This is a genomic window from Streptomyces racemochromogenes (assembly GCF_044129415.1).
Lineage (GTDB): Bacteria > Actinomycetota > Actinomycetes > Streptomycetales > Streptomycetaceae > Streptomyces > Streptomyces racemochromogenes_A.
Genome location: NZ_JBBDHD010000029.1, coordinates 19625 through 41103, shown reverse-complemented (window position 1 = coordinate 41103; position 21479 = coordinate 19625). Strand labels below are relative to the sequence as shown.

At 71.9% G+C, this 21479-nt stretch carries 15 protein-coding genes; 10 read left to right on the top strand and 5 right to left on the bottom strand.

The genetic code is table 11. The features are described 5' to 3' along the window. Positions 1-132 precede the first annotated feature (132 nt). Positions 133-1647: a 30S ribosomal protein S1 gene (gene rpsA, locus WDV06_RS14165; protein WP_042812805.1), complete on the bottom strand. Its 1515-nt coding sequence runs from the start codon at positions 1645-1647 to the stop codon at positions 133-135. Positions 1648-2018: 371 nt separating this feature from the next. Here rpsA and WDV06_RS14160 point away from each other — a divergent pair, with 371 nt between their 5' ends. Beyond that, positions 2019-2879 carry a class I SAM-dependent methyltransferase gene (locus WDV06_RS14160; protein WP_395510067.1) on the top strand — a complete coding sequence of 287 codons (861 nt, stop codon included), beginning with the start codon at positions 2019-2021 and terminating at the stop codon, positions 2877-2879. A gap of 4 nt (positions 2880-2883) precedes the next feature. Beyond that, on the top strand, positions 2884-5409 hold the full coding sequence (gene hrpB / locus WDV06_RS14155) for an ATP-dependent helicase HrpB (protein ID WP_395510066.1): 2526 nt from the start codon (positions 2884-2886) through the stop codon (positions 5407-5409). Here hrpB and pgfA read toward each other — a convergent pair. The 3 genes from pgfA to WDV06_RS14140 form a co-directional block, all read right to left on the bottom strand. Continuing rightward, the gene (gene pgfA / locus WDV06_RS14150; RefSeq protein ID WP_395510065.1) at positions 5396-6373 is read right to left on the bottom strand and encodes a cell envelope lipid trafficking protein PgfA; all 978 of its coding nucleotides are present in this window, start codon (positions 6371-6373) and stop codon (positions 5396-5398) included. The genes hrpB and pgfA overlap by 14 nt on opposite strands. Positions 6374-6385: 12 nt before the next feature. Continuing rightward, on the bottom strand, positions 6386-6529 hold the full coding sequence (locus tag WDV06_RS14145) for an SPW_0924 family protein (RefSeq protein ID WP_395510064.1): 144 nt from the start codon (positions 6527-6529) through the stop codon (positions 6386-6388). Between the two features lie 90 nt (positions 6530-6619). After that, positions 6620-7834 carry a lytic transglycosylase domain-containing protein gene (locus WDV06_RS14140; protein WP_395510063.1) on the bottom strand — a complete coding sequence of 405 codons (1215 nt, stop codon included), beginning with the start codon at positions 7832-7834 and terminating at the stop codon, positions 6620-6622. A gap of 156 nt (positions 7835-7990) precedes the next feature. Between WDV06_RS14140 and WDV06_RS14135 the strand changes: the two genes are divergently transcribed. Then, entirely contained in the window at positions 7991-8848 is an 858-nt protein-coding gene (locus WDV06_RS14135) for a DUF4184 family protein (RefSeq protein WP_395510062.1), read from the top strand. 32 nt (positions 8849-8880) lie between these two features. Here the strand turns inward: WDV06_RS14135 and polA are convergent, their stop codons facing one another. Then, on the bottom strand, positions 8881-11601 hold the full coding sequence (gene polA, locus WDV06_RS14130; protein WP_395510061.1) for a DNA polymerase I: 2721 nt from the start codon (positions 11599-11601) through the stop codon (positions 8881-8883). A 103-nt stretch (positions 11602-11704) separates the two neighbouring features. On the opposite strand from polA, the gene WDV06_RS14125 reads away from it, so the two are divergent. The 7 genes from WDV06_RS14125 (at position 11705) to WDV06_RS14095 (ending at position 21443) form a co-directional block, all read left to right on the top strand. Further along, positions 11705-13975, top strand: coding sequence for an FdhF/YdeP family oxidoreductase (locus tag WDV06_RS14125; RefSeq protein ID WP_395510060.1), 2271 nt, complete (start codon positions 11705-11707; stop codon positions 13973-13975). A gap of 54 nt (positions 13976-14029) precedes the next feature. Next, complete coding sequence (locus WDV06_RS14120; protein ID WP_395510059.1) at positions 14030-14494, top strand: PaaI family thioesterase; 465 nt, start codon at positions 14030-14032, stop codon at positions 14492-14494. A gap of 1093 nt (positions 14495-15587) precedes the next feature. Then, entirely contained in the window at positions 15588-16820 is a 1233-nt protein-coding gene (locus WDV06_RS14115; protein WP_395510058.1) for a branched-chain amino acid ABC transporter substrate-binding protein, read from the top strand. A 101-nt stretch (positions 16821-16921) separates the two neighbouring features. Continuing rightward, positions 16922-17851, top strand: a complete 930-nt coding sequence (locus WDV06_RS14110) for a branched-chain amino acid ABC transporter permease (protein WP_395510057.1) — start codon at positions 16922-16924, stop codon at positions 17849-17851. Between the two features lie 5 nt (positions 17852-17856). Next, complete coding sequence (locus WDV06_RS14105; protein WP_395510056.1) at positions 17857-19671, top strand: branched-chain amino acid ABC transporter permease; 1815 nt, start codon at positions 17857-17859, stop codon at positions 19669-19671. Positions 19672-19674: 3 nt separating this feature from the next. Beyond that, positions 19675-20730 (top strand): ABC transporter ATP-binding protein, encoded by a 1056-nt coding sequence (locus WDV06_RS14100; protein WP_395510055.1) that lies wholly within the window; start codon positions 19675-19677, stop codon positions 20728-20730. Then, positions 20727-21443, top strand: a complete 717-nt coding sequence (locus WDV06_RS14095) for an ABC transporter ATP-binding protein (protein WP_395510054.1) — start codon at positions 20727-20729, stop codon at positions 21441-21443. The genes WDV06_RS14100 and WDV06_RS14095 overlap by 4 nt, the downstream gene beginning before the upstream one ends. Positions 21444-21479: the final 36 nt, after the last annotated feature.

The following is a 21479-nucleotide window of genomic DNA, read 5'->3' as shown; positions in this document are numbered from 1 at the left end:
GCACTGTTCACCGGAACGCAACACCGCACGGGGCCGGTGCGGGGAACGCGACGAGGCCCGCCCCCCGAAGGGGACGGGCCTCGCCGTTCAGCTCACCTCACGCCGGAGCGTGGAGCACTCGCTGGGCTGCGATCAGCTCTGGCCGCCGGCCAGCTTCTCGCGGAGCGCGGCCAGGGCCTCGTCGGACGCCAGGGCGCCGGAGGTCTCGTCCGCACCCTCGGAGGAGTAGGAGCCACCGGAGATGCCCGCACCGGCGTTGCCACCGGCGGCCGGGGCGGTCTCGCCCGCGGCGGCAGCGGCCTCGTCGGCCTCGCGGCTCTTGATGACCTGCGCCTGGTGCTGCTCGAAGCGGACCTGCGCCTCGGCGTACTGGCGCTCCCACGTCTCGCGCTGGGTCTCGTAGCCCTCGAGCCAGTCGTTGGTCTCGGGGTCGAAGCCCTCGGGGTAGATGTAGTTGCCCTGGTCGTCGTAGGACGCGGCCATGCCGTACAGGGTCGGGTCGAACTCGACCGACGCCGGGTCGGCACCGAAGGACTCGTTGGCCTGCTTGAGGGACAGCGAGATCCGGCGACGCTCCAGGTCGATGTCGATGACCTTGACGAAGATCTCGTCGTTGACCTGGACGACCTGCTCCGGGATCTCCACGTGGCGCTCGGCCAGCTCGGAGATGTGGACCAGACCCTCGATGCCCTCGTCCACGCGGACGAACGCACCGAACGGAACCAGCTTGGTGACCTTACCCGGGACGACCTGGCCGATCTGGTGGGTCCGGGCGAACTGCTGCCACGGGTCCTCCTGCGTCGCCTTCAGCGACAGGGAGACGCGCTCGCGGTCCATGTCCACGTCGAGGACCTCGACGGTGACTTCCTGACCGACCTCGACGACCTCGGACGGGTGGTCGATGTGCTTCCAGGACAGCTCGGAGACGTGCACGAGGCCGTCGACGCCGCCCAGGTCCACGAACGCACCGAAGTTGACGATCGAGGAGACGACGCCGGAGCGGACCTGACCCTTCTGCAGGGTGGTGAGGAACGTCTGGCGGACCTCGGACTGGGTCTGCTCCAGCCAGGCACGGCGGGACAGGACCACGTTGTTGCGGTTCTTGTCCAGCTCGATGATCTTCGCCTCGAGCTCCTTGCCCACGTAGGGCTGGAGGTCGCGGACGCGACGCATCTCGACCAGGGAGGCCGGGAGGAAGCCGCGGAGGCCGATGTCGAGGATGAGACCACCCTTGACGACCTCGATGACGGTACCGGTGACGATGCCGTCCTCTTCCTTGATCTTCTCGATCGTGCCCCAGGCACGCTCGTACTGAGCGCGCTTCTTGGACAGGATCAGGCGGCCTTCCTTGTCCTCCTTCTGGAGAACCAGGGCCTCGATCTCGTCACCGACCTTGACGACCTCGTTCGGGTCGACGTCGTGCTTGATCGAGAGCTCGCGGCTCGGGATCACGCCTTCCGTCTTGTAACCGATGTCGAGCAGGACCTCGTCCCGGTCGACCTTCACGATGACGCCGTCGACGATGTCGCCGTCGTTGAAGTACTTGATCGTCTCGTCGATCGCGGCCAGGAAGGCTTCCGCGTTACCGATGTCGTTGACCGCTACCTGCGGAGTGGTGGTGGCGGTGGTCTCGGTGCTGCTCGTCATGTGGGAAAGGGCTCCGGTTACGGACAGAAAGTCGTAGGTACTGCTACGCCGGGAGCCCTTATCGGCATCTGCCGATGAAGCCGGACAGCCAAGGAAGCCCATCCCCACAAGGGGTAGGGGCCTCGAAAACCGAGGGGACATTCAACAGATGCAAGCGCAGCCTGCTATGTCTGAGGAGCACAGGCTCGCAGCGCAACTTGTAGCATACGGGGGCAGCCGGACAGGGTCAATGCGCGAAGGCGCACACTGCGGGCGGACCACCGCATAACCGGCACAATTCATGGGCGGGAACGCCCTGATGAGCGATCCGCACCAATTTTCAGCCGTCCGGGTGCCACACCAGCCATCCGCACACTACGACGACGGGCCCCATGAACCAAGAGGACTACGCCCCCGAAGACGCGCCCGAGGCCGAAGACGGCCAGGAGGGCGCGTACGAGGACGACGCCGAGGCCACCCGGCGCGAGGCCGGGGAGGCGGAGAGCAGCCGCGCCAGCCGCGGCTGGTGGGACCGCAACGCCGACGAGTACCAGAGCGAGCACGGCGCCTTCCTGGGCGACGACCGCTTCGTCTGGGGCCCCGAGGGCCTGGACGAGGAGGAGGCCGCGCTCCTGGGCCCGGCCGCCTCCCTCAAGGGCAAGGACGTCCTGGAGATCGGCGCCGGCGCCGCCCAGTGCTCCCGCTGGCTGGCCGCGCGGGGCGCCCGCCCGGTGGCCCTGGACCTCTCGCACCGCCAGCTCCAGCACGCCCTGCGCCTCGGCGGGGAGGTACCGCTCGTCGAGGCGGACGCCGGCCGGCTGCCCTTCCGCGACGCCTCCTTCGACCTGGCCTGCTCCGCGTACGGGGCGGTGCCCTTCGTCGCCGACCCCGTCAACGTCATGCGCGAGGTACACCGCGTGCTGCGCCCGGGCGGGCGCTGGGTCTTCTCCGTCACCCACCCGATCCGCTGGGCCTTCCCCGACGAGCCCGGCCCCGAGGGGCTCTCGGTGTCCGCCTCCTACTTCGACCGGACCCCGTACGTCGAGCAGGACGAGCAGGGCCGCGCGGTCTACGTCGAGCACCACCGCACCCTCGGCGACCGGGTCCGGGACGTGGTGGCGGGCGGTTTCCGGCTGCTGGACCTGGTGGAGCCGGAGTGGCCGGAGTGGAACACCCAGGAGTGGGGCGGCTGGTCCCCGCTGCGCGGAGGCCTGATCCCGGGCACGGCGGTCTTCGTCTGCGAGAGGGACTGACGCCTTGATCCGCCGGTCCGCCCTCGACGCCCTTCCCGTACGCGAGGCCGTGCCCGCCCTGCTGGCGGCGCTGGACGGCCACGGCACGGCCGTGCTGTGCGCCCCGCCGGGCACCGGCAAGACCACGCTGGTCCCGCTGGTGCTCGCCGGGCTGGCGGGCGGGGGCCCGCGGCGCCGGGTGGTGGTCGCCGAGCCCCGGCGGATCGCCGCCCGGGCCGCGGCCCGGCGGATGGCCTGGCTGCTGGGCGAGGCGGTCGGGGAGTCGGTGGGCTTCACGGTGCGCGGGGAGCGGCTCGCGGGCCCTTCCACCGTGGTGGAGGTGGTGACCACCGGGGTGCTGCTCCAGCGGCTCCAGCGCGATCAGGAGCTGGCCGGGGTGGACGTGGTGGTCCTGGACGAGTGCCACGAGCGGCACCTGGACGCCGACACCGTCGCCGCCTTCCTGCTGGACGTGCGCGAGGCCCTGCGGCCGGAGCTGCGCCTGGTCGCGGCCTCGGCGACGACCGACGCGGCGGGCTGGGCCCGGCTGCTGGGGGACGCGCCCGTGGTGGAGGCCTCGGGGGTCTCCCACCCGGTGGAGACGGTCTGGGCGCCGCCGGCCCGGCCGGTGCGGCCGCCGCACGGGATGCGGGTGGATCCGGCGCAGCTGGCGCATGTGGCCGCGGTGGTGCGGCGGGCGCTGGCGGAACGTTCCGGCGATGTGCTGTGCTTCCTGCCCGGTGTGGGCGAGATCGCCCGGGTGGCCGGGCTGCTGGCCGGGGTGGACGCGGAGGTGCTCCAGGTCCACGGCCGGGCGCCGGCGGCGGTGCAGGACGCGGCGCTGACGGCCGCACCGCACCGGCGGGTGATCCTTTCGACGGCGGTCGCGGAGTCGAGCCTGACGGTGCCGGGCGTGCGGGTGGTCGTGGACTCGGGGCTGGCCCGCGAGCCGCGCGTGGACCACGCGCGGGGGCTGGGGGCGCTGGCGACCGTACGGGCCTCGCGCGCGGCGGGCCGCCAGCGTGCGGGGCGGGCCGGGCGTGAGGCGCCGGGCGTGGTGTACCGGTGCTGGGCGGAGGCGGAGGACGGCCGGCTGCCGGCCTTCCCCTCCCCCGAGATCCGGATCGCCGACCTGGCGCAGTTCGCGCTCCAGGCGGCCTGCTGGGGTGACCCGGACGCCTCGGGGCTGGCACTGCTGGACCCGCCGCCGGCGGGGGCGATGGCCGCCGCCCGGGAGGTGCTGTCGGCCGTCGGCGCGGTGGACGGGGCCGGACGGCCGACGCCGCGGGGGCTGCGGATGGCCCGGCTGGGGCTGCACCCGAGGCTGGCGCGGGCGCTGCTGGACGGCGCGGGGGCGCTGGGCGCGCGGCGGGCGGCGGAGGTGGTGGCGCTGCTGAGCGAGGAGGCGCCGCGGCAGTACGGGGACGACCTGGCCGCCGCCTGGCGGCGGGCGCGGCGGGGGGACGACGCGTACGCGTCCCGCTGGCGAGCGGAGACGGCCCGCCTGGAGCGGGCGCTGGGTTCCGCCGGTGGCGGCGGCGCCGCGCGGGGGTCTGGGGGCGGCGCCATGGGCGACGACCACGCCGCCGGACTGGTGGCCGCCCTGGCGTTCCCCGAGCGGGTGGCGAAGGCCAAGGGCGGGGGAAGCCACCTCATGGCCTCCGGGACCGGGGCCGAGCTTTCCGAGGGGTCCTCGCTGCGGCACGCGGAGTGGCTGGCGGTGGCCGTCGCCGACCGGGCCCCGCACTCGGCGTCCGCACGCGTCCGGCTGGCCGCCGTGCTGGACGGGGACACCGCCCGGGCCGCGGCCGCCCACCTGCGCACCGAGGGCGAGGAGGTGCGCTGGGAGGACGGCGACGTGGTCGCCCGGGCCGTCGAGCGGCTCGGGGCGGTCGAGCTGGTGGTGCGGCCGCTGCGGGACCCCGACCCGGCGCTCGTGCGGGCCGCCCTGCTGGACGGGCTCCGCGGCGAGGGGCTCGGCCTGCTGCGCTGGACCCCGGACGCGCTCGTGCTCCGGGCCCGCCTCGGCTTCGTGCACCGCACGCTCGGCGGCGCCTGGCCGGACGTGGCGGACGACGCGGCGCTCGTGGCCCGGGCCGGGGAGTGGCTGGAGCCCGAGCTGTCGCGGGCGCGCCGCCGCGCCGACCTGGGCCGGATCGACGCCGGCCAGGCCCTGAACCGGCTGCTGCCCTGGGCCACCGGCGAGGCGGTCCGGCTGGACGAGCTGGCCCCGGAGCGGATCGAGGTGCCGAGCGGGTCCCGCGTCCGGGTGGACTACTCCGCCGAGCAGCCGGTGCTGGCGGTGAAGCTCCAGGAAATGTTCGGGCTGGCCGAGACGCCCCGGGTGGCGGGGGTCCCCGTACTGGTGCACCTGCTGTCGCCGGCCGGGCGGCCCGCCGCCGTCACCGCCGACCTGGCCTCCTTCTGGCAGGGCGGCTACCGGGCGGTGCGGGCCGAGCTGCGCGGCCGCTACCCGAAGCATCCGTGGCCGGAGGACCCGGCGGCGGCCGAGCCGACCCGGCACACGAACGCCCGGCTCAGGGGCGGCTGACCGGGCCGCCCGGGGGCCGGCGGCCGCGGGCTTCCAGCCAGAGGGCGGCCGCGAGGAGCGCGAGGCCGCCGAGGGCGAGGCCGGCCGGGGCGTAGGTGTGGAGCGCGAGGACCTTCGTACGGTTGGCGGCGACGAGGTCACGGGTGTACTTCGCGTAGTCCTCGCGCATCGTGACGTGCCCGGCGAAGGCGGTGAGCCGGCCCTCGGGGGCGCCGGCGGCGATCCCGCCGCGCATCTCCTGGCGGATGTCCTGCTCGGCGTTGACGGGCGCGCCGGTCACCGGGTCGACCCAGAAGCGGGCCTCGACCGTGTACCAGAGGGTGGTTCCGGTGGTCTGCTCGATGGTCGCCGGGTCGATGCCCTCGATCGGCATCTTCTTCGGCATGGGGACCTTGGTCCAGGGGACGGTCTGCTCGAAGTAGTAGACGTCCATGCCCCGGTAGGTGCGCGGTCCGACGTAGTGGACGGGCGAGGAGGTGCGGGTCTGGGCGTCGAAGTAGAGGTAGTCGCGCGGCTCGGTGAAGAAGGGCCATTTGAACTCGATGCCCTCGCGCCGGACGGGGTCTCCGTCGACCATCTCGCCGGTGGCGTGCACCGGGTCCTGGGTGTGCGCGTCGAAGATGTAGCGCTCCGGGATCCGGGAGACCATCGCGCCGTCCGGGCCCATGACGGAGGTGAGGGTGTCCCAGACGACGACGTCCCTGCCCGCGTCGGCCTCGATCTCCCGGGACGCTTCGACGTTGCCCTTGAGGGTCTGGACGATGGTGACCTTGTCGACCTTCCTGGGCTGCATCCCGCCGGTGTAGTCGAGGAGCGTGGCGTCCTTGGCCTCCAGGACCACCGCCTGGTACTGGTTCGGCGGGATCTTGGCCAGGCGGGGGTAGGCGTACCAGCGCAGCAGCGGTGCGAGGGCTGCGCAGAACACGGCGAAGCCAAGCAGGACGAGGCTCGCTCTGCGTCGCACGGCCGGACCTCCTTACTCCTGTCCGGGCGCGGGGGGCGCGGTGGTGAGCAGGGGCTTGGGCGAGGTCCTGCCCTCGGGCGCCCCGAACGCCGTGACGGCGAGGACGAGGGCCAGCGCGGCGGCCAGCCCGACGGCGGCGGCGGCGAGTGCGCGCACGGCGGGGCCTCCCTGGATCTGATGGGTCGTCAGGGAGGCGTACCGTAGCAACGCGGGGGTCAGATGAGAACCGTCGGGCGGACCCGTCCGCTAGGGAGTGGCGGCGGTGGGCTTCGGGGAGGCGGACGGCGCGGGCGGCAGGGGCGTGGCCGTGGGCGCGGCGGTCTTCGTCGGGGTCGGGGAGGCCGAGGGGCTCGGGGTGGCGCTCGGCTTCGGGGTGGGAGTGGGAGTGGGGGTGGTGCTCGGCGTGGGCGTGGGCGTCGGGGTCCGAGTGGGAGCGGGCGTGGGCGTGGGACTCGGCGTCGGCGTCGGGGTCGGGGTGGGCGTCGGGGTCGGGGTCGGCGTCGGCTTCGGGGAAGGGGTGGGACTCGGGACGGGCGTCGGGGTCGGCTTCGGAGTGGGCACGGGCGTCGGGGTCGGCTTCGGGGTGCCCGGGGCGGGGAGCGGGTTCGGGCCGGTGCCGTCCGGGACCTCGTGCGCACCCTGGAGGTAGTAGGCGTACCAGGAGCGCACCGTCCGCAGGTACTCCGCCGACTGGTTGTACGAGAGCACGGCCCGGTCCAGGCTGGCGCCGGTCCTCAGGTCCCGGTGACCCGCGCACAGGTAGCGCCCGGCCGCCAGGGCCGCGTCGTGGACGTTGTTGGGGTCGCGCCGGCCGTCGCCGTTGCCGTCCTGGCCCCAGGCCGCCCAGGTGGACGGGATGAACTGCATCGGGCCGACGGCCCGGTCGTGGCGGGCGTCGCCGTCGTAGGCCCCGCCGTCGGTGTCGGAGATGTTCGCGAAGCCGTTGCCGTCGAGCACGGGCCCCAGGATCGGCCGCAGGGTGGTCCCGTTCGCGTCGACCCGGCCGCCGGCGGCCTGCCCGGACTCGACCTTGCCGATCGCCGCGAGGAGCTGCCAGCGCAGCCCGCACCCGGGGTCGTCCGCGCCCACCCGCTGCTCGGCCCGCCGGTACGCGGCGAGCACGCTCGCCGGTATGCCCTGCGCACCCTCCCCCGCCGGCTGCGCCGCGGCCGGCGCGGGCGTGGGCTCCGGCCGGGCGGCGGCCGCCTCACCGTCCGGCAGGAGCGCGGCCGGCGGTGCGGGGCTGTCCAGCGGCGGGAGTTCGGTGAAGTACGACGAGTCCCCGCCCGCGCCCGACGCGCCGGCGGGCGGCTGCGCGGCGCCCTCCCCGGCCGCCGCGATCCGCTCCGGGCCGGCGACCGCGGGGCCCTGGGAGGCCGTCATCGCGGCGGCCACCAGCGCCGATACCAGTGCCGCGGCCGCGCTCCGGCGCAGACCGCGTCCGAATATTCGTGCCGACATGTGCGGGACCCCTCCACTGGACGTCCGGACGTCCGCGTGACCCTACGTCAACTCCCTGCACACGGCACGCACTCCGGGCCCGACATTCACCACATCCCCACGAGCCTGCGCAGGTCACGCATACTGTCCGGACATCGGCTACTTCCGGGAGGCTCCGTGCCGTTCACTCTCAGCCACGCGGCCGCCGTACTTCCGGCCATCCGCCGCTCGGGCCGCGCGCGCGGGCCGCTGGTCGCCTCTGCGCTGGTGCTGGGATCGTTCGCGCCGGACTCGTTCTTCTTCGCGGACGCCGTCGTCGGGGGCCTCATGGGCTACGGCGACTTCGCCCACTCGCTCCCGGGCGTGCTCACGGCGGACGCCGCCCTCACCGCCGCCCTCACCGCGTGCTGGCTGCTGCTGCGCGAGCCGCTGCTCGCGCTGCTGCCGTCCGCCTGGCGGGGCCGCGTCCACGCCCTGGCCCGCGGCGAGCACTGGCGCGGCCTCCCGCTCCCCGCGCTCGCCCTGCGCTTCTACCTCTCGGCGGTCGCCGGCTCGCTGACCCACGTGGTCTGGGACAGCTTCACCCACGGGGGCCGCTGGGGCACGGACGCGCTGCCGTGGCTCACCCGGCCCGTCGCCCTCGGCCTGCCCGCGTACACCTACCTCCAGTACGGCACCTCCGCCGTCGCCGCCTGCGCGCTGCTCTGGTTCACGGTGAGCGCCCTGCGCCGGCTGCCGGCCCGGCCCGTCCCGCCGTCGGTGCCGGCGCTCGGCCGGGCGGAGCGGTGGGGGGCGCTGCTCCTGATCGCCGCCTGCACGGCCACCGGGATCACCCTGAGGGTGCTGCGCTTCCTCACCTACCACGACCGGATCCGCAGCCCCCTCGACATCATCCCGACCGTCTGCTTCGGAGCGGGCGGCGGACTCGTGGTGGGCCTCCTGCTGTACGGGGCCCTGGTGCGGCTGCGCCACCGCCGCGACCGCGACGACGTCCGCCCGGACCGGGAGACGCGCACGCCCGTCCCCGCCGCATAGGCGGGGACGGGCGCGCGGGCGGGCCGTCGGGGTCAGTGCGCGGCGGACTCCCAGTCGCCGCCCACACCCACGGACACGTCCAGCGGGGCCCTCAGCTCGACGGCCGCGCCCATCTCGCGCCGCACCAGCTCCTCGACCCGCTCCCGCTCCCCGGGGGCGATCTCCAGGACGATTTCGTCATGGACCTGGAGCAGCATCCGCGAGGCCAGACCGGCCTCGGCCAGGGCCCGGTCCACCCGCAGCATCGCGACCTTGACGATGTCGGCGGCCGTGCCCTGGATCGGGGCGTTCAGCGCCATCCGCTCGGCCGCCTCGCGGCGCTGGCGGTTGTCGCTGTTGAGGTCGGGCAGATAGCGGCGGCGCCCGAAGACGGTGGCCGTGTAGCCGGTGGCCCGGGCCTCCTCGACCACCCGCTGGAGGTAGTCGCGGACCCCGCCGAACCGCTCGAAGAAGGTCTCCATCAGGCCGCGCGCCTCGGCGGGCTCGATGTTCAGCTGCTGGGCGAGCCCGAACGCGGAGAGCCCGTACGCCAGGCCGTAGGACATGGCCTTGATCTTGCGGCGCATCTCGGCGTCGACCTCGGAGCGCTCCACCCCGAACACCTGGGAGGCGACGGTGGTGTGCAGGTCCTCGCCCGACAGGAACGCCTCGATGAGGCCCTCGTCCTCCGAGAGGTGGGCCATGACCCGCAGCTCGATCTGGCTGTAGTCGGCCGTCATCAGCGACTCGTAGCCCTCGCCGACGACGAAGCCGCGGCGGATGGCGCGGCCCTCGTCCGTGCGCACCGGCACGTTCTGCAGGTTGGGGTCGGTGGAGGACAGGCGGCCCGTGGCGGCGGTGGTCTGGCTGAAGCTGGTGTGCACCCGGCCGTCGGCGGCGATCGACTTGACCAGGCCCTCCACCGTGACGCGCAGCTTGGCCTGCTCCCGGTGGCGCAGCATGATCACGGGCAGTTCGTGGTCGGTCTGCGTGGCCAGCCAGGCCAGCGCGTCCGCGTCCGTCGTGTACCCGGTCTTCGTCTTCTTCGTCTTCGGCAGGTCCAGCTCGCCGAAGAACACCTCCTGGAGCTGCTTGGGCGAGCCGAGGTTGAACTCGTGCCCGACGGCCGCGTGCGCCTCCTTGACCGCCTGCTGCACGGCGCCCGCGAACTGCTGCTCCATGCCCTCCAGGTGGTCGCGGTCCGCGGCGATGCCCGCCCGCTCCAGGCGCGCCAGCAGCTCGGAGGTGGGCAGCTCCATCCCGTGCAGCAGCTCCACCGCCCCGACCTCGGGCAGCTTCGCGGTGAACGCCTCGCCCAGGTCCAGGACCGCGCGGGCCTGCGCCATCAGCGCGTCCGCCTCGGCCGTGTCGTCCGCGCCGAAGGCCAGCTGCCCGTCCGCGGCCGGCGGCTGGAGCTCACGGCCCAGGTACTCCACCGACAGCACGTCCAGGGCGAAGGAGCGCCGGCCCGGCTTGACCAGGTAGGCGGCCAGCGCGGTGTCCATGACGACACCCGCCAGCGTCCAGCCGTGCTCCGGGAAGACCCGCATCAGGCCCTTGGCGTTGTGCACCGTCTTCGGCGCGGACGCGTCGGCCGCCCACGCGGCGAAGGCCCGCTCGTCCGCCTCGTCCAGCTCGGACGGGTCGAACCAGGCGGCCGCGCCGCCGGCCGCGGCCAGCGCCACCTCGGCGATGCTGCCCTGGCCCAGCGCCCAGCTGTCCACGGTGGAGATGCCCAGGGGGCCGCCCGCGTGCGCCGCGAGCCACGGCGCGAGCTCACCCGCGCCCAGCACCGACCCGTCCAGTTCCACGCCCGCCGCCGGAGCCGGCGCCTCCTGCCGGTCCGCACCCGGGTCCACGGCCAGCAGCCGCTCGCGCAGCGAGGCGTTGCGGATCTCCAGGACGTCCAGCACGCCCGTCACCGCGCTCCGGTCGTAGGGGGCGCGGCCCAGGTCGGCGGGGGTCATGGGCAGCTCCACGTCCTTGACCATCTCGGTCAGGACCCGGTTGAGCTTCACGGCCTCCAGGTGGTCGCGGAAGTTCTGCCCGGCCTTGCCCTTGACCTCCTCGGCCCGCTCCACCAGCTCCGCGAACGAACCGAACTGGTTGATCCACTTCGCCGCCGTCTTCTCGCCGACGCCCGGGATGCCCGGCAGGTTGTCGGACGGGTCTCCGCGCAGCGCCGCGAAATCCGGGTACTGCTGCGGGGTGAGCCCGTACTTCTCCACGACCTTCTCCGGCGTGAACCGGGTCAGCTCGGAGACGCCCTTCGTGGGGTACAGGACGGTCGTGTGCTCGGAGACCAGCTGGAAGGAGTCCCGGTCGCCGGTGACGATCAGCACCTCGAACCCGAGGGCCTCCGCCTGCGTCGCCAGCGTGGCGATCACGTCGTCGGCCTCGAAGCCGTCGACCGCGAACCGCGGCACCTTCATCGCGTCCAGGAGCTCGCCGATCAGCTCGACCTGCCCCTTGAACTCGTCGGGGGTCTTGGAGCGGTTCGCCTTGTACTCGGGGAACTCCGTCGAACGCCACGTCTTGCGCGACACGTCGAACGCCACCGCGAAGTGCGTGGGCGCCTCGTCGCGCAGGGTGTTCGCCAGCATCGACGCGAAGCCGTAGATGGCATTGGTCGGCTGGCCCGTCGCCGTCGTGAAGTTCTCCGCGGGCAGCGCGAAGAACGCCCGGTACGCCAGGGAGTGCCCGTCCATGAGCATCAGGCGCGGGCGGCCCGCTGCGGTCGTCTGGTCGGTCTTCTTCGATGCTGTCTCTGCCACGCACCCGATCCTAGGCGCCCCCACCGACAAATCCGCCGTCGGCGATGTCGGCGGAGCGTGACAGGATCGGGGCGTACGAGAAAACTGCTCGAAGGGGAGCGACATGGCCACCAAGCCGCCCGCAGGTGATCCGGTACAGGACGCGCCACACGTCGGACCCCCTGCGCACGCCGCGGCCGGCCTGCCCGCCATCGGCCACACCCTCAAGATCGCGAACGAGCAGATGGGCCTGCTGCGCACCGCGCAGACCCTCCTCAAGGTCAACCAGAAGAACGGCTTCGACTGCCCCGGCTGCGCCTGGCCCGAAGGCGACAAGCGGCACACCGCCGAGTTCTGCGAGAACGGCGCCAAGGCCGTCGCCGAAGAGGCCACCCTGCGCCGCGTCACCCCCGCCTTCTTCGCCGAGCACCCCCTCGCCGAACTCGCCGGGCGCTCCGGCTACTGGCTCGGCCAGCAGGGCCGCATCACCCAGCCCATGTACCTGCCCGAGGGCGGCGACCGCTACGAACCCGTCAGCTGGGAGCGGGCCTTCGCGATCATCGCCGAGGAGCTGAAGGCCCTCTCCTCCCCCGACGAGGCCGTCTTCTACACCTCCGGCCGCACCAGCAACGAGGCCGCGTTCCTCTTCCAGCTCTTCGCCCGCGAGTACGGCACCAACAACCTGCCGGACTGCTCCAACATGTGCCACGAGTCCTCCGGCTCCGCGCTCAGCGAGACCATCGGCATCGGCAAGGGCAGCGTCTCCCTCGAAGACCTCCACCAGGCCGACCTGATCATCGTCGCCGGACAGAACCCGGGCACCAACCACCCGCGCATGCTCTCCGCCCTGGAGAAGGCCAAGGCCGCCGGCGCGAAGATCATCTCGGTGAACCCGCTGCCCGAGGCCGGCATGGAACGGTTCAAGAACCCCCAGACCCCCCTCGGCATGCTCAAGGGCACCCCCCTCAACGACCTGTTCCTCCAGATCCGCATCGGCGGCGACCAGGCCCTCTTCCGCCTCCTCAACAGGCTCGTCATCGAGACGGAGGGCGCCCTCGACGAGGCCTTCATCCGCGAGCACACCCACGGCTACGACGCCCTCGCCGCCGCCGCGAAGGAAGCCGACTGGGACGAGACCCTCAAGGCCACCGGCCTCACCCGTCCCGAGATCGAACGCGCCCTCGCGATGATCCTCGCCTCGAAGCGCACCATCGTCTGCTGGGCCATGGGCCTCACCCAGCACAAGCACGCCGTCGCCACCATCCGCGAGGTCGTCAACCTCCTCCTGCTCCGCGGCGACATCGGCCGCCCCGGCGCCGGCGTCTGCCCCGTCCGCGGCCACTCCAACGTCCAGGGCGACCGCACCATGGGCATCTTCGAACGCCCCGCACCCGCCTTCCTCGACGCCCTCGACCGCGAGTTCTCCATCACCTCGCCGCGCGCCCACGGCTACGACGTCGTGCGCGCCATCGAAGCCCTGCGCGACGGCAGGGCCAAGGTCTTCTTCGCCATGGGCGGCAACTTCGTCGGCGCCACCCCCGACACCGACGTCACCGAAGCCGCCATGCGGCGCGCCTCCCTCACCGTCCACGTCTCCACCAAGCTCAACCGCTCCCACGCGGTCACCGGCCGGCGCGCCCTGATCCTTCCCACCCTCGGCCGCACCGACAAGGACGTCCAGGCGAGCGGCAAGCAGTTCGTGACGGTCGAGGACTCCATGGGCATGGTCCACGCCTCCCGCGGCAACCTCGCCCCCGCCTCACCCCACCTGCTCTCCGAGCCCGCCATCGTCGCCCGCATGGCCCGCGCGGTTCTCGGCACCGCCTCGAAGACCCCCTGGGAGGACTTCGAGCGCGACTACGCCACCATCCGCGACCGCATCGCCCGCGTGATCCCCGGCTTCGAGGACTTCAACGCCCGCGTCGCCCGCCCCGGCGGCTTCCGGCTCCCCCACGCCCCCCGCGACGAGCGCCGCTTCCCCACCAAGACCGGCAAGGCCAACTTCACCGCCGCCCCCGTCGAATACCCCGAGGTCCCCGCCGGCCGGCTGCTGCTGCAGACCCTGCGCAGCCACGACCAGTACAACACCACCATCTACGGCCTCGACGACCGCTACCGCGGCATCACCGGCGGCCGCCGCGTCGTCATGGTCCACCCCGACGACGCCGCCGAGCTCGGCCTCGCCGACGGCTCCTACACCGACCTGGTCAGCGAGTGGAAGGACGGCGTCGAGCGCCGCGCCCCCGGCTTCCGCGTGGTCCACTACCCCACCGCCCGCGGCTGCGCCGCCGCCTACTACCCCGAGACCAACGTCCTGGTCCCCCTGGACTCCACCGCCGACACCAGCAACACCCCCGCCAGCAAGTCCGTCGTCGTGCGCTTCGAGCCGGCCTGATAGAACGACTCCAGGACCAGATGGTTAACGATCGTTGACGAACGGAGCAGGCCCATGGCCGCCGAGCAGCAGCACGCCGTGAAGTTCCCCCAGGAAGTCCTCGACGAGTACGCGGCCCTGGGCATAGACCTGCCCGCCCTGTTCTCCGCCGGCGCCCTGGGCGAGCGGATGGAGATCAGGATCCTGGAGGCCTCCGCCGACCGCGTCGTCGCCACGATGCCCGTCAAGGGCAACACCCAGCCCTACGGGCTCCTGCACGGCGGCGCCTCCGCCGTCCTCGCCGAGACCCTCGGCTCGGTCGGCGCCATGCTCCACGGCGGCAGCAAGAAGATCGCCGTCGGCGTCGACCTCAACTGCACCCACCACCGGGGTGCGCGCGACGGGATCGTCACCGGCACCGCCACCCCCGTCCACCGCGGCCGCTCCACCGCCACGTACGAGATCGTCATCACCGACGACCAGGACCGCCGCGTGTGCACCGCCCGCCTCACCTGCCTGCTGCGCGAGACGGAGTCCTGAGCTCCGGCCCCCTCCGGCTCCGGAGACGACACGCAGCCGTAACAACGGGGCCGAGACGGCCCGTTGTGCGGCCCACGGCGCCGGTCTAGCGTTCCCCGCATGGGAACCGGACCGGCGCCGCGGCGCATCACGCCCACCCCCGACGGCCCGCGGTGAGCGGCGGGGGGATAGGCCCCCTGGAGCCCGGGGAGGGCACCTGGGACCGGGAGGACGCGCGCACGGGACCACCCGTACCCGCCCGGGCCCGCTGGAGCGACCGCCCGCGCGGCTTCTACGCCCGCCACCGCCGGGCCGTCCTCACCCTCGCATCGGCCGCCGTCCTGGTCGCCGCGGCCGTCCGCATCCACACCACCCGGCCCGAGCCGCCGGCGGTCCTCCCGCCGTCCGCCCCCTCCCAGACCCTCTCCCTGACGTACGGGGAGCCGGTGGATCCGCCTCCCGACGGAGCCGCGTTCGCGTTCACTGTCCGTGTGCGGACCTCGGCCGGGCCGGCGGTCACGGTGGAGCGCGTCGGGCAGCCCTCACCGGCGCTGAGCGTCACGATCCGGCCAGCGCTCCCGGCCGGGGTGGCGGCCGGGCAAGTCCGCGAGCTCGTCGTGCTGATTCACGTAAAAGACTGCGTGCATGTAGCACGGAATTCCGGACTCCCTTTCCTGGAAGTAACCCTGAGTAATGGATTCCAGAAAGAGGATCACAGTTACATCCCCGGTGACCGATATGCCAGGGATCTCTCGGCCGCACTGACCAGGGCATGTCCCGAAGATCGAGACACGCCCTCCGAAACGCCGTCATGAGCAAAAACCCCCAGAGTCCTGGCGTGTCAGGACCCAAACCGCCCCACGCTCCTGCCCCATCTCAGCATCCGGACAAGACGAACCGGCCTGAATTCCCCCGTTCCACCCGCACACATCCGCTATGTATTACGCCGTGGCATAACAAGAGAGTCACATCATTGGCCTCAGCCCTCCATATCTCCCGATGAGCCGCCTAGAGTCACGGCCAGTTACCGCGACCGCCGGATTTACTCAGTTCGGTTCCCCGCGTTCGACTCGACGCGTCCCACGGGGGACGCGGCGCCAGGAAAGGACTGAACGTGCGCTCTCGTCAGCTCATCGCCGTGACCGCCGCCCTCGCCGCGGGCGCTCTCACCCTCACCGCCTGCGGATCGCGCAACGACACCGGCGGCTCCGCCGGCGGCGAAGGCGGCACCACGGTCGTCATCGGCGTCGACGCCCCGCTGACCGGCGACCTCTCGGCCCTCGGCCTCGGCATCAAGAACTCCGCCGACCTCGCCGCCAAGCAGGCCAACGAGAAGAAGTACGTCAAGGGCATCACCTTCAAGGTCGAGGCCCTCGACGACCAGGCGCAGGCCTCCTCCGGCCAGCAGAACGCCACCAAGCTCACCGCCAACAAGGACGTCCTCGGCGTCGTCGGCCCCCTCAACTCCTCCGTCTCCGAAGCCATGCAGAAGGTCTTCGACGACGCCAAGCTCACCCAGATCTCGCCCGCCAACACCAGCCCGTCGCTGACCCAGGGCCCCAAGTGGGCCGAAGGCCAGAAGACCCGCACCTACAAGAGCTACTTCCGCACCGCGACCACGGACGCCATCCAGGGCCCCTACGCGGCGCAGTACCTCTTCAACAAGGCCGGCAAGAAGAAGGTCTTCATCATCGACGACAAGAAGACCTACGGCGCCGGCCTCGCCGGAACCTTCAAGGGCGAGTTCACCAAGCTCGGCGGCCAGGTCGCCGGCGAGGGCCACATCGACCCGGAGAGCAAGGACTTCTCCGCGATCGTCACCCAGGTCAAGAGCTCCGGCGCCGACGTCGTCTACTACGGCGGCGAGTACCCCGCGGCCGGCCCCCTCAGCAAGCAGATCAAGGCCTCCGGCACCAACATCCCGCTCGTCGGCGGCGACGGCATGAAGGACAAGAAGTACGTCGAGCTCGCCGGCTCCACCGCCCAGGGCGACCTCTGCACCTCCGTCGGCGCCCCCGTCGAGAGCCTGCCCTCCGCCAAGGAGTTCATCGACAACTACAAGAAGGCCGGCTACAAGGACGACTACTCCGCCTACGGCGGCTACTCGTACGACTCCGCCTGGGCCGTCATCGAGGCCGTCAAGAAGGTCGTCGACGCCAACAACGGCAAGCTGCCCTCCGACGCCCGCGCCAAGGTCCTCGAAGCCGTCCAGGGCGTCAGCTTCGACGGCGTGACCGGCAAGGTCTCCTTCGACGAGTTCGGCGACGCCACCAACAAGCAGCTGACCGTCTACAAGGTCGACGGCGACGACTTCAAGACCGTCGAGTCCGGCACCCTCGCCGGCTGACCCTCCGCACGTCTCCTGCCCTACCCCTCACTTGCCGCGCGGGGCGCGAACCAAGCGCCCCGCGCGGTGTCACATCCGTCGAAAGACTCGGAGGACCTGCGGTGCACGAACTGCCGCAACAGCTGGTCAACGGCCTGCTACTGGGATCCATGTACGGGCTCGTCGCCATCGGCTACACGATGGTCTATGGCATCGTCCAGCTCATCAACTTCGCCCACGGCGAGATCTTCATGACCGGCGGGTTCGGAGCCCTCACGGTCTGGCTGATGCTCCCCGGCGGAACCACCATGTGGATCGCCCTGCCCCTCATGCTCATAGGCGCGGTCATCGTCGCCACCCTGATCGCCGTCGGGGCCGAGCGCTTCGCCTACCGGCCCCTGCGCAGCGCCCCGCGCCTCGCGCCACTGATCACCGCCATCGGCCTCTCCATCGTCCTCCAGCAGGTCGTCTGGGCCTGGTTCCCCGACGCGAAGTCCTCCGTCAAGTTCCCCGAACTCCCCGGCGGCCCCTTCAACATCGGCAGCATCACCATCCAGACCGGTGACGTCTTCCTGCTGATCGCCGCCCCCATCTCCATGGCCTTCCTCGGCTTCTTCGTCAAGAAGACCCGCACCGGCCGCGGCATGCAGGCCACCGCCCAGGACCCCGACACCGCCAAGCTCATGGGCATCAACACCGACCGCATCATCACGGTCGCCTTCGCCCTCGGCGCCACCTTCGCCGCCGTCGGCGCCGTCGCCTACGGCCTCAAGTACGGCGAAGTCAACTACCGCATGGGCTTCATCCTCGGCCTCAAGGCCTTCACCGCGGCAGTCCTCGGCGGCATCGGCAACATCTACGGCGCCATGATCGGCGGCATCGTCCTCGGCCTCGCCGAAACCCTCACCACCGCCTACATCGCCGACGTGCCGGGCATGCAGCAGCTCGGCGGCCAGTCCTGGGGCAACACCTGGGCGTTCGTACTCCTCATCCTCGTGCTCCTCTTCCGGCCCCAGGGCCTCATGGGCGAGCGCGTGGCGGACAGGGCGTGAGAACCATGACGACCACCACCCACACCACCCCCCAGACGGCAGCCACCGGCCGCGCCGGCATCTCCCTCCCCGAGAAGACCGGCCGCATCCTCGCCACCGCCGGCGGCGCCCTCACCGTCATCTCCTGCTTCCTCGCCTGGACCTGGACCTCCGCCTTCCCCGGCGACCTCACCGTCTACGGCTACCCCGGCGGCCTCCAGTGGCTCGTCCTCGTCGGCGGCGCCCTGACCGCACTCTTCGGCCTCTCCTCCTACGGCATCAAGGGCCTGCGCTGGATCGCCCCCGCCGGAACCGACGCCGCGATCAAGCTCTGCGCCCTCGGCACCCTCCTCACGGTCGCCTACACCGCCTGGGCCATCAGCAACACCCTCGGCGGCCTGGTCAACCTCGAACCCGGCGGCTTCGTCGTCATCGTCACCTCGCTCGTCGCCTACCTCGGCGCCCGCTCCCTCCCCTTCGAGCGCCCCGTCACCGAGCCGGCCGACCCCGACGACAGCTGGTGGGACCAGACCAAGCACAACATCGGCAACAGCTGGGCCGTCACCAAGGCCGCCCACGCCGGCGGCACCCCCTCCCCGGCCCGCGCCCTCCCGGCCTACGCCGAGATCCTCGTCATCACCGCCGTGCTCGCCGTCGCCCTCGGCGTCTTCACCTACGGCGTCACCACCCCCTACCAGGAACTCTTCATCGGCTTCCTGATCACCGCAGGCTTCGGCTTCGCCGCCCTCAACAAGGCCGGCCTGGTGGCCCGCTTCACCGCACTCACCACCAAGCACCGCAACGTCGCCCTCGTCGGCGCCTTCGTCGCCGCCGCGGCCTTCCCGCTCACCCAGACCGACGACCAGTACGCGACCCTCGGCGTCAACATCCTGATCTTCGCCACCGTCGCCCTCGGCCTCAACATCGTCGTCGGCCTCACCGGCCTCCTCGACCTCGGATACGTCGCCTTCCTCGGCGTCGGCGCCTACACCGCCGCCCTGGTCTCCGGCTCCCCCAACTCCCCCTTCGGAGTCCACCTCCCCTTCTGGGCCGCCATCCTCCTCGGCGCCCTCGCCTCCATGGTCTTCGGCGTCCTCATCGGCGCCCCGACCCTGCGCCTGCGCGGCGACTACCTCGCCATCGTCACCCTGGGCTTCGGAGAGATCTTCCGCATCTCGATGAACAACCTCGACGGCGTCTCCGGCCCCGACCTCACCAACGGCCCCAACGGTGTCGCCGGCGTCCCCAACGTCAACCTCTTCGGCTTCGACTTCGGCGCCACCCACACCATCGCCGGATTCGCGGTCGGCCGCTTCGCCAACTACTTCCTGCTGATGCTCCTGGTCACCCTCATCGTGATCATGGTCTTCCGCCGCAGCGCCGAATCCCGCATCGGCCGCGCCTGGGTCGCCATCCGCGAGGACGAGACCGCCGCCGAAGCCATGGGCATCAACGGCTTCCGCGTCAAGCTCATCGCCTTCGCCCTCGGCGCCACCCTCGCCGGCCTCGCCGGCGCCGTACAGGCCCACGTGAACTACACCGTCACCCCGGACCAGTACGTCTTCGCCAACGCCGTCCCCCCGAACTCCGCCTTCCTCCTCGCGGCAGTCGTCCTCGGCGGCATGGGCACCATCTCCGGCCCCCTCGTCGGCGGCGCCCTCCTCTTCATGATCCCCAACAAGCTCCAGTTCCTGGGCGAATACCAGCTCCTCGTCTTCGGCATCGCACTCGTCATCCTGATGCGCCTGCGCCCCGAAGGCCTCATCCCCAACCGGCGCAACCAGCTTGAGCTCCACAAGGACCTCGAAGCGCCCGCAGTCCTCAGCAAGGCAGGGGCCTGACCCATGACGACGACCACGACCGAAACGGTCCTCGACGCCCGCGGCGTCACGATGCGCTTCGGCGGCCTCACCGCCGTCAAGAACGTCGACCTCACCGTCAACAGCGGCGAAATCGTCGGCCTCATCGGCCCCAACGGCGCCGGCAAGACCACCTTCTTCAACTGCCTCACCGGCCTCTACATCCCCACCGAGGGCGAAGTCCGGTACAAGGGCACCGTCCTGCCCCCCAAGTCCTTCAAGGTCACCGCGGCCGGCATCGCCCGCACCTTCCAGAACATCCGTCTCTTCAACAACATGACGGTCCTGGAAAACGTCCTCGTCGGACGCCACACCCGCACCAAGGAAGGCCTCTGGTCGGCCCTCCTGCGCCTCCCCAGCTTCGGCAAGGAAGAGGCCGCCAGCCGCGAGAAGGCCATGGAACTCCTGGAGTTCATCGGCCTCGACCACAAGGCCGAACACCTCGCCCGCAACCTCCCCTACGGCGAACAGCGCAAGCTGGAGATCGCCCGCGCCCTCGCCAGCGACCCGGGCCTCATCCTCCTGGACGAGCCCACCGCCGGCATGAACCCGCAGGAGACCCGGGCCACCGAGGAACTCATCTTCGCCATCCGGGACAAGGGCATCGCCGTCCTCGTCATCGAGCACGACATGCGCTTCATCTTCAACCTCTGCGACCGCGTCGCCTGCCTCGTCCAGGGCGAAAAGCTCATCGAAGGCTCCGCGGGCGAAGTCCAGAGCGACGAACGCGTCGTCGCCGCCTACCTCGGCGAGCCCTTCGAAGGCGCCCCCGAGGACGAGGACGCCGCCGCGGTCACCGCGGCCGAGGCGGCCACCGTGGCCCCCGAGGCGGACGCGGCAGAGGCGACCACCGAGGCCGACACGGCCGAGGCCACCCCGGCCGAGGCCACCGCCGAGGCCTCCGAGGAGACCACCGACGCCCCCGACGCCGAAGCGGCCACCGGAGCGGAAGAGGCCACCCCGGCAGAGGACACGGCAGAGGACACGGCCGAGGCCCCCAGCACCACCAGCACCACCCGCACGGACGGAGAGGCCAAGTGACCGCACTCCTGGAGGTCGAAGACCTCCGCGTCGCCTACGGCAAGATCGAAGCCGTCAAAGGCATCTCCTTCTCCGTCGAAGAAGGCCAGATCGTCACCCTCATCGGCACCAACGGCGCCGGCAAGACGACCACCCTGCGCACCCTCTCCGGACTGATCAAGCCCAAGGGCGGCCAGATCAAGTTCCAGGGCAAGTCCCTCAAGAAGGTCCCCGCACACGACATCGTCTCGCTCGGCCTCGCCCACTCCCCCGAGGGCCGGCACATCTTCCCCCGCATGAGCATCGAGGACAACCTCCTCCTCGGCGCCTTCCTCCGCAACGACAAGGAAGGCATCCAGAAGGACGTCCAGCGCGCCTACGACCTCTTCCCCATCCTGGGAGAGCGCCGCAAGCAGGCCGCAGGCACCCTCTCCGGCGGCGAGCAGCAGATGCTCGCCATGGGCCGCGCGCTCATGTCCCAGCCCAAGCTGCTCATGCTCGACGAGCCCTCCATGGGCCTCTCCCCGCTCATGATGCAGAAGATCATGGCCACCATCGCCGAACTCAAGGCGGCGGGCACCACCATCCTGCTCGTCGAGCAGAACGCCCAGGCCGCCCTGTCGCTCGCCGACCAGGGCCACGTCATGGAGATCGGCAAGGTCGTCCTGTCCGGCCCGGGCCGCGAGCTGCTCGTCAACGAGGACGTCCGCAAGGCGTACCTCGGCGAGGACTGACCGCCCCCGCAAGCCGTGAGGCCCGTCTCCCCTCGG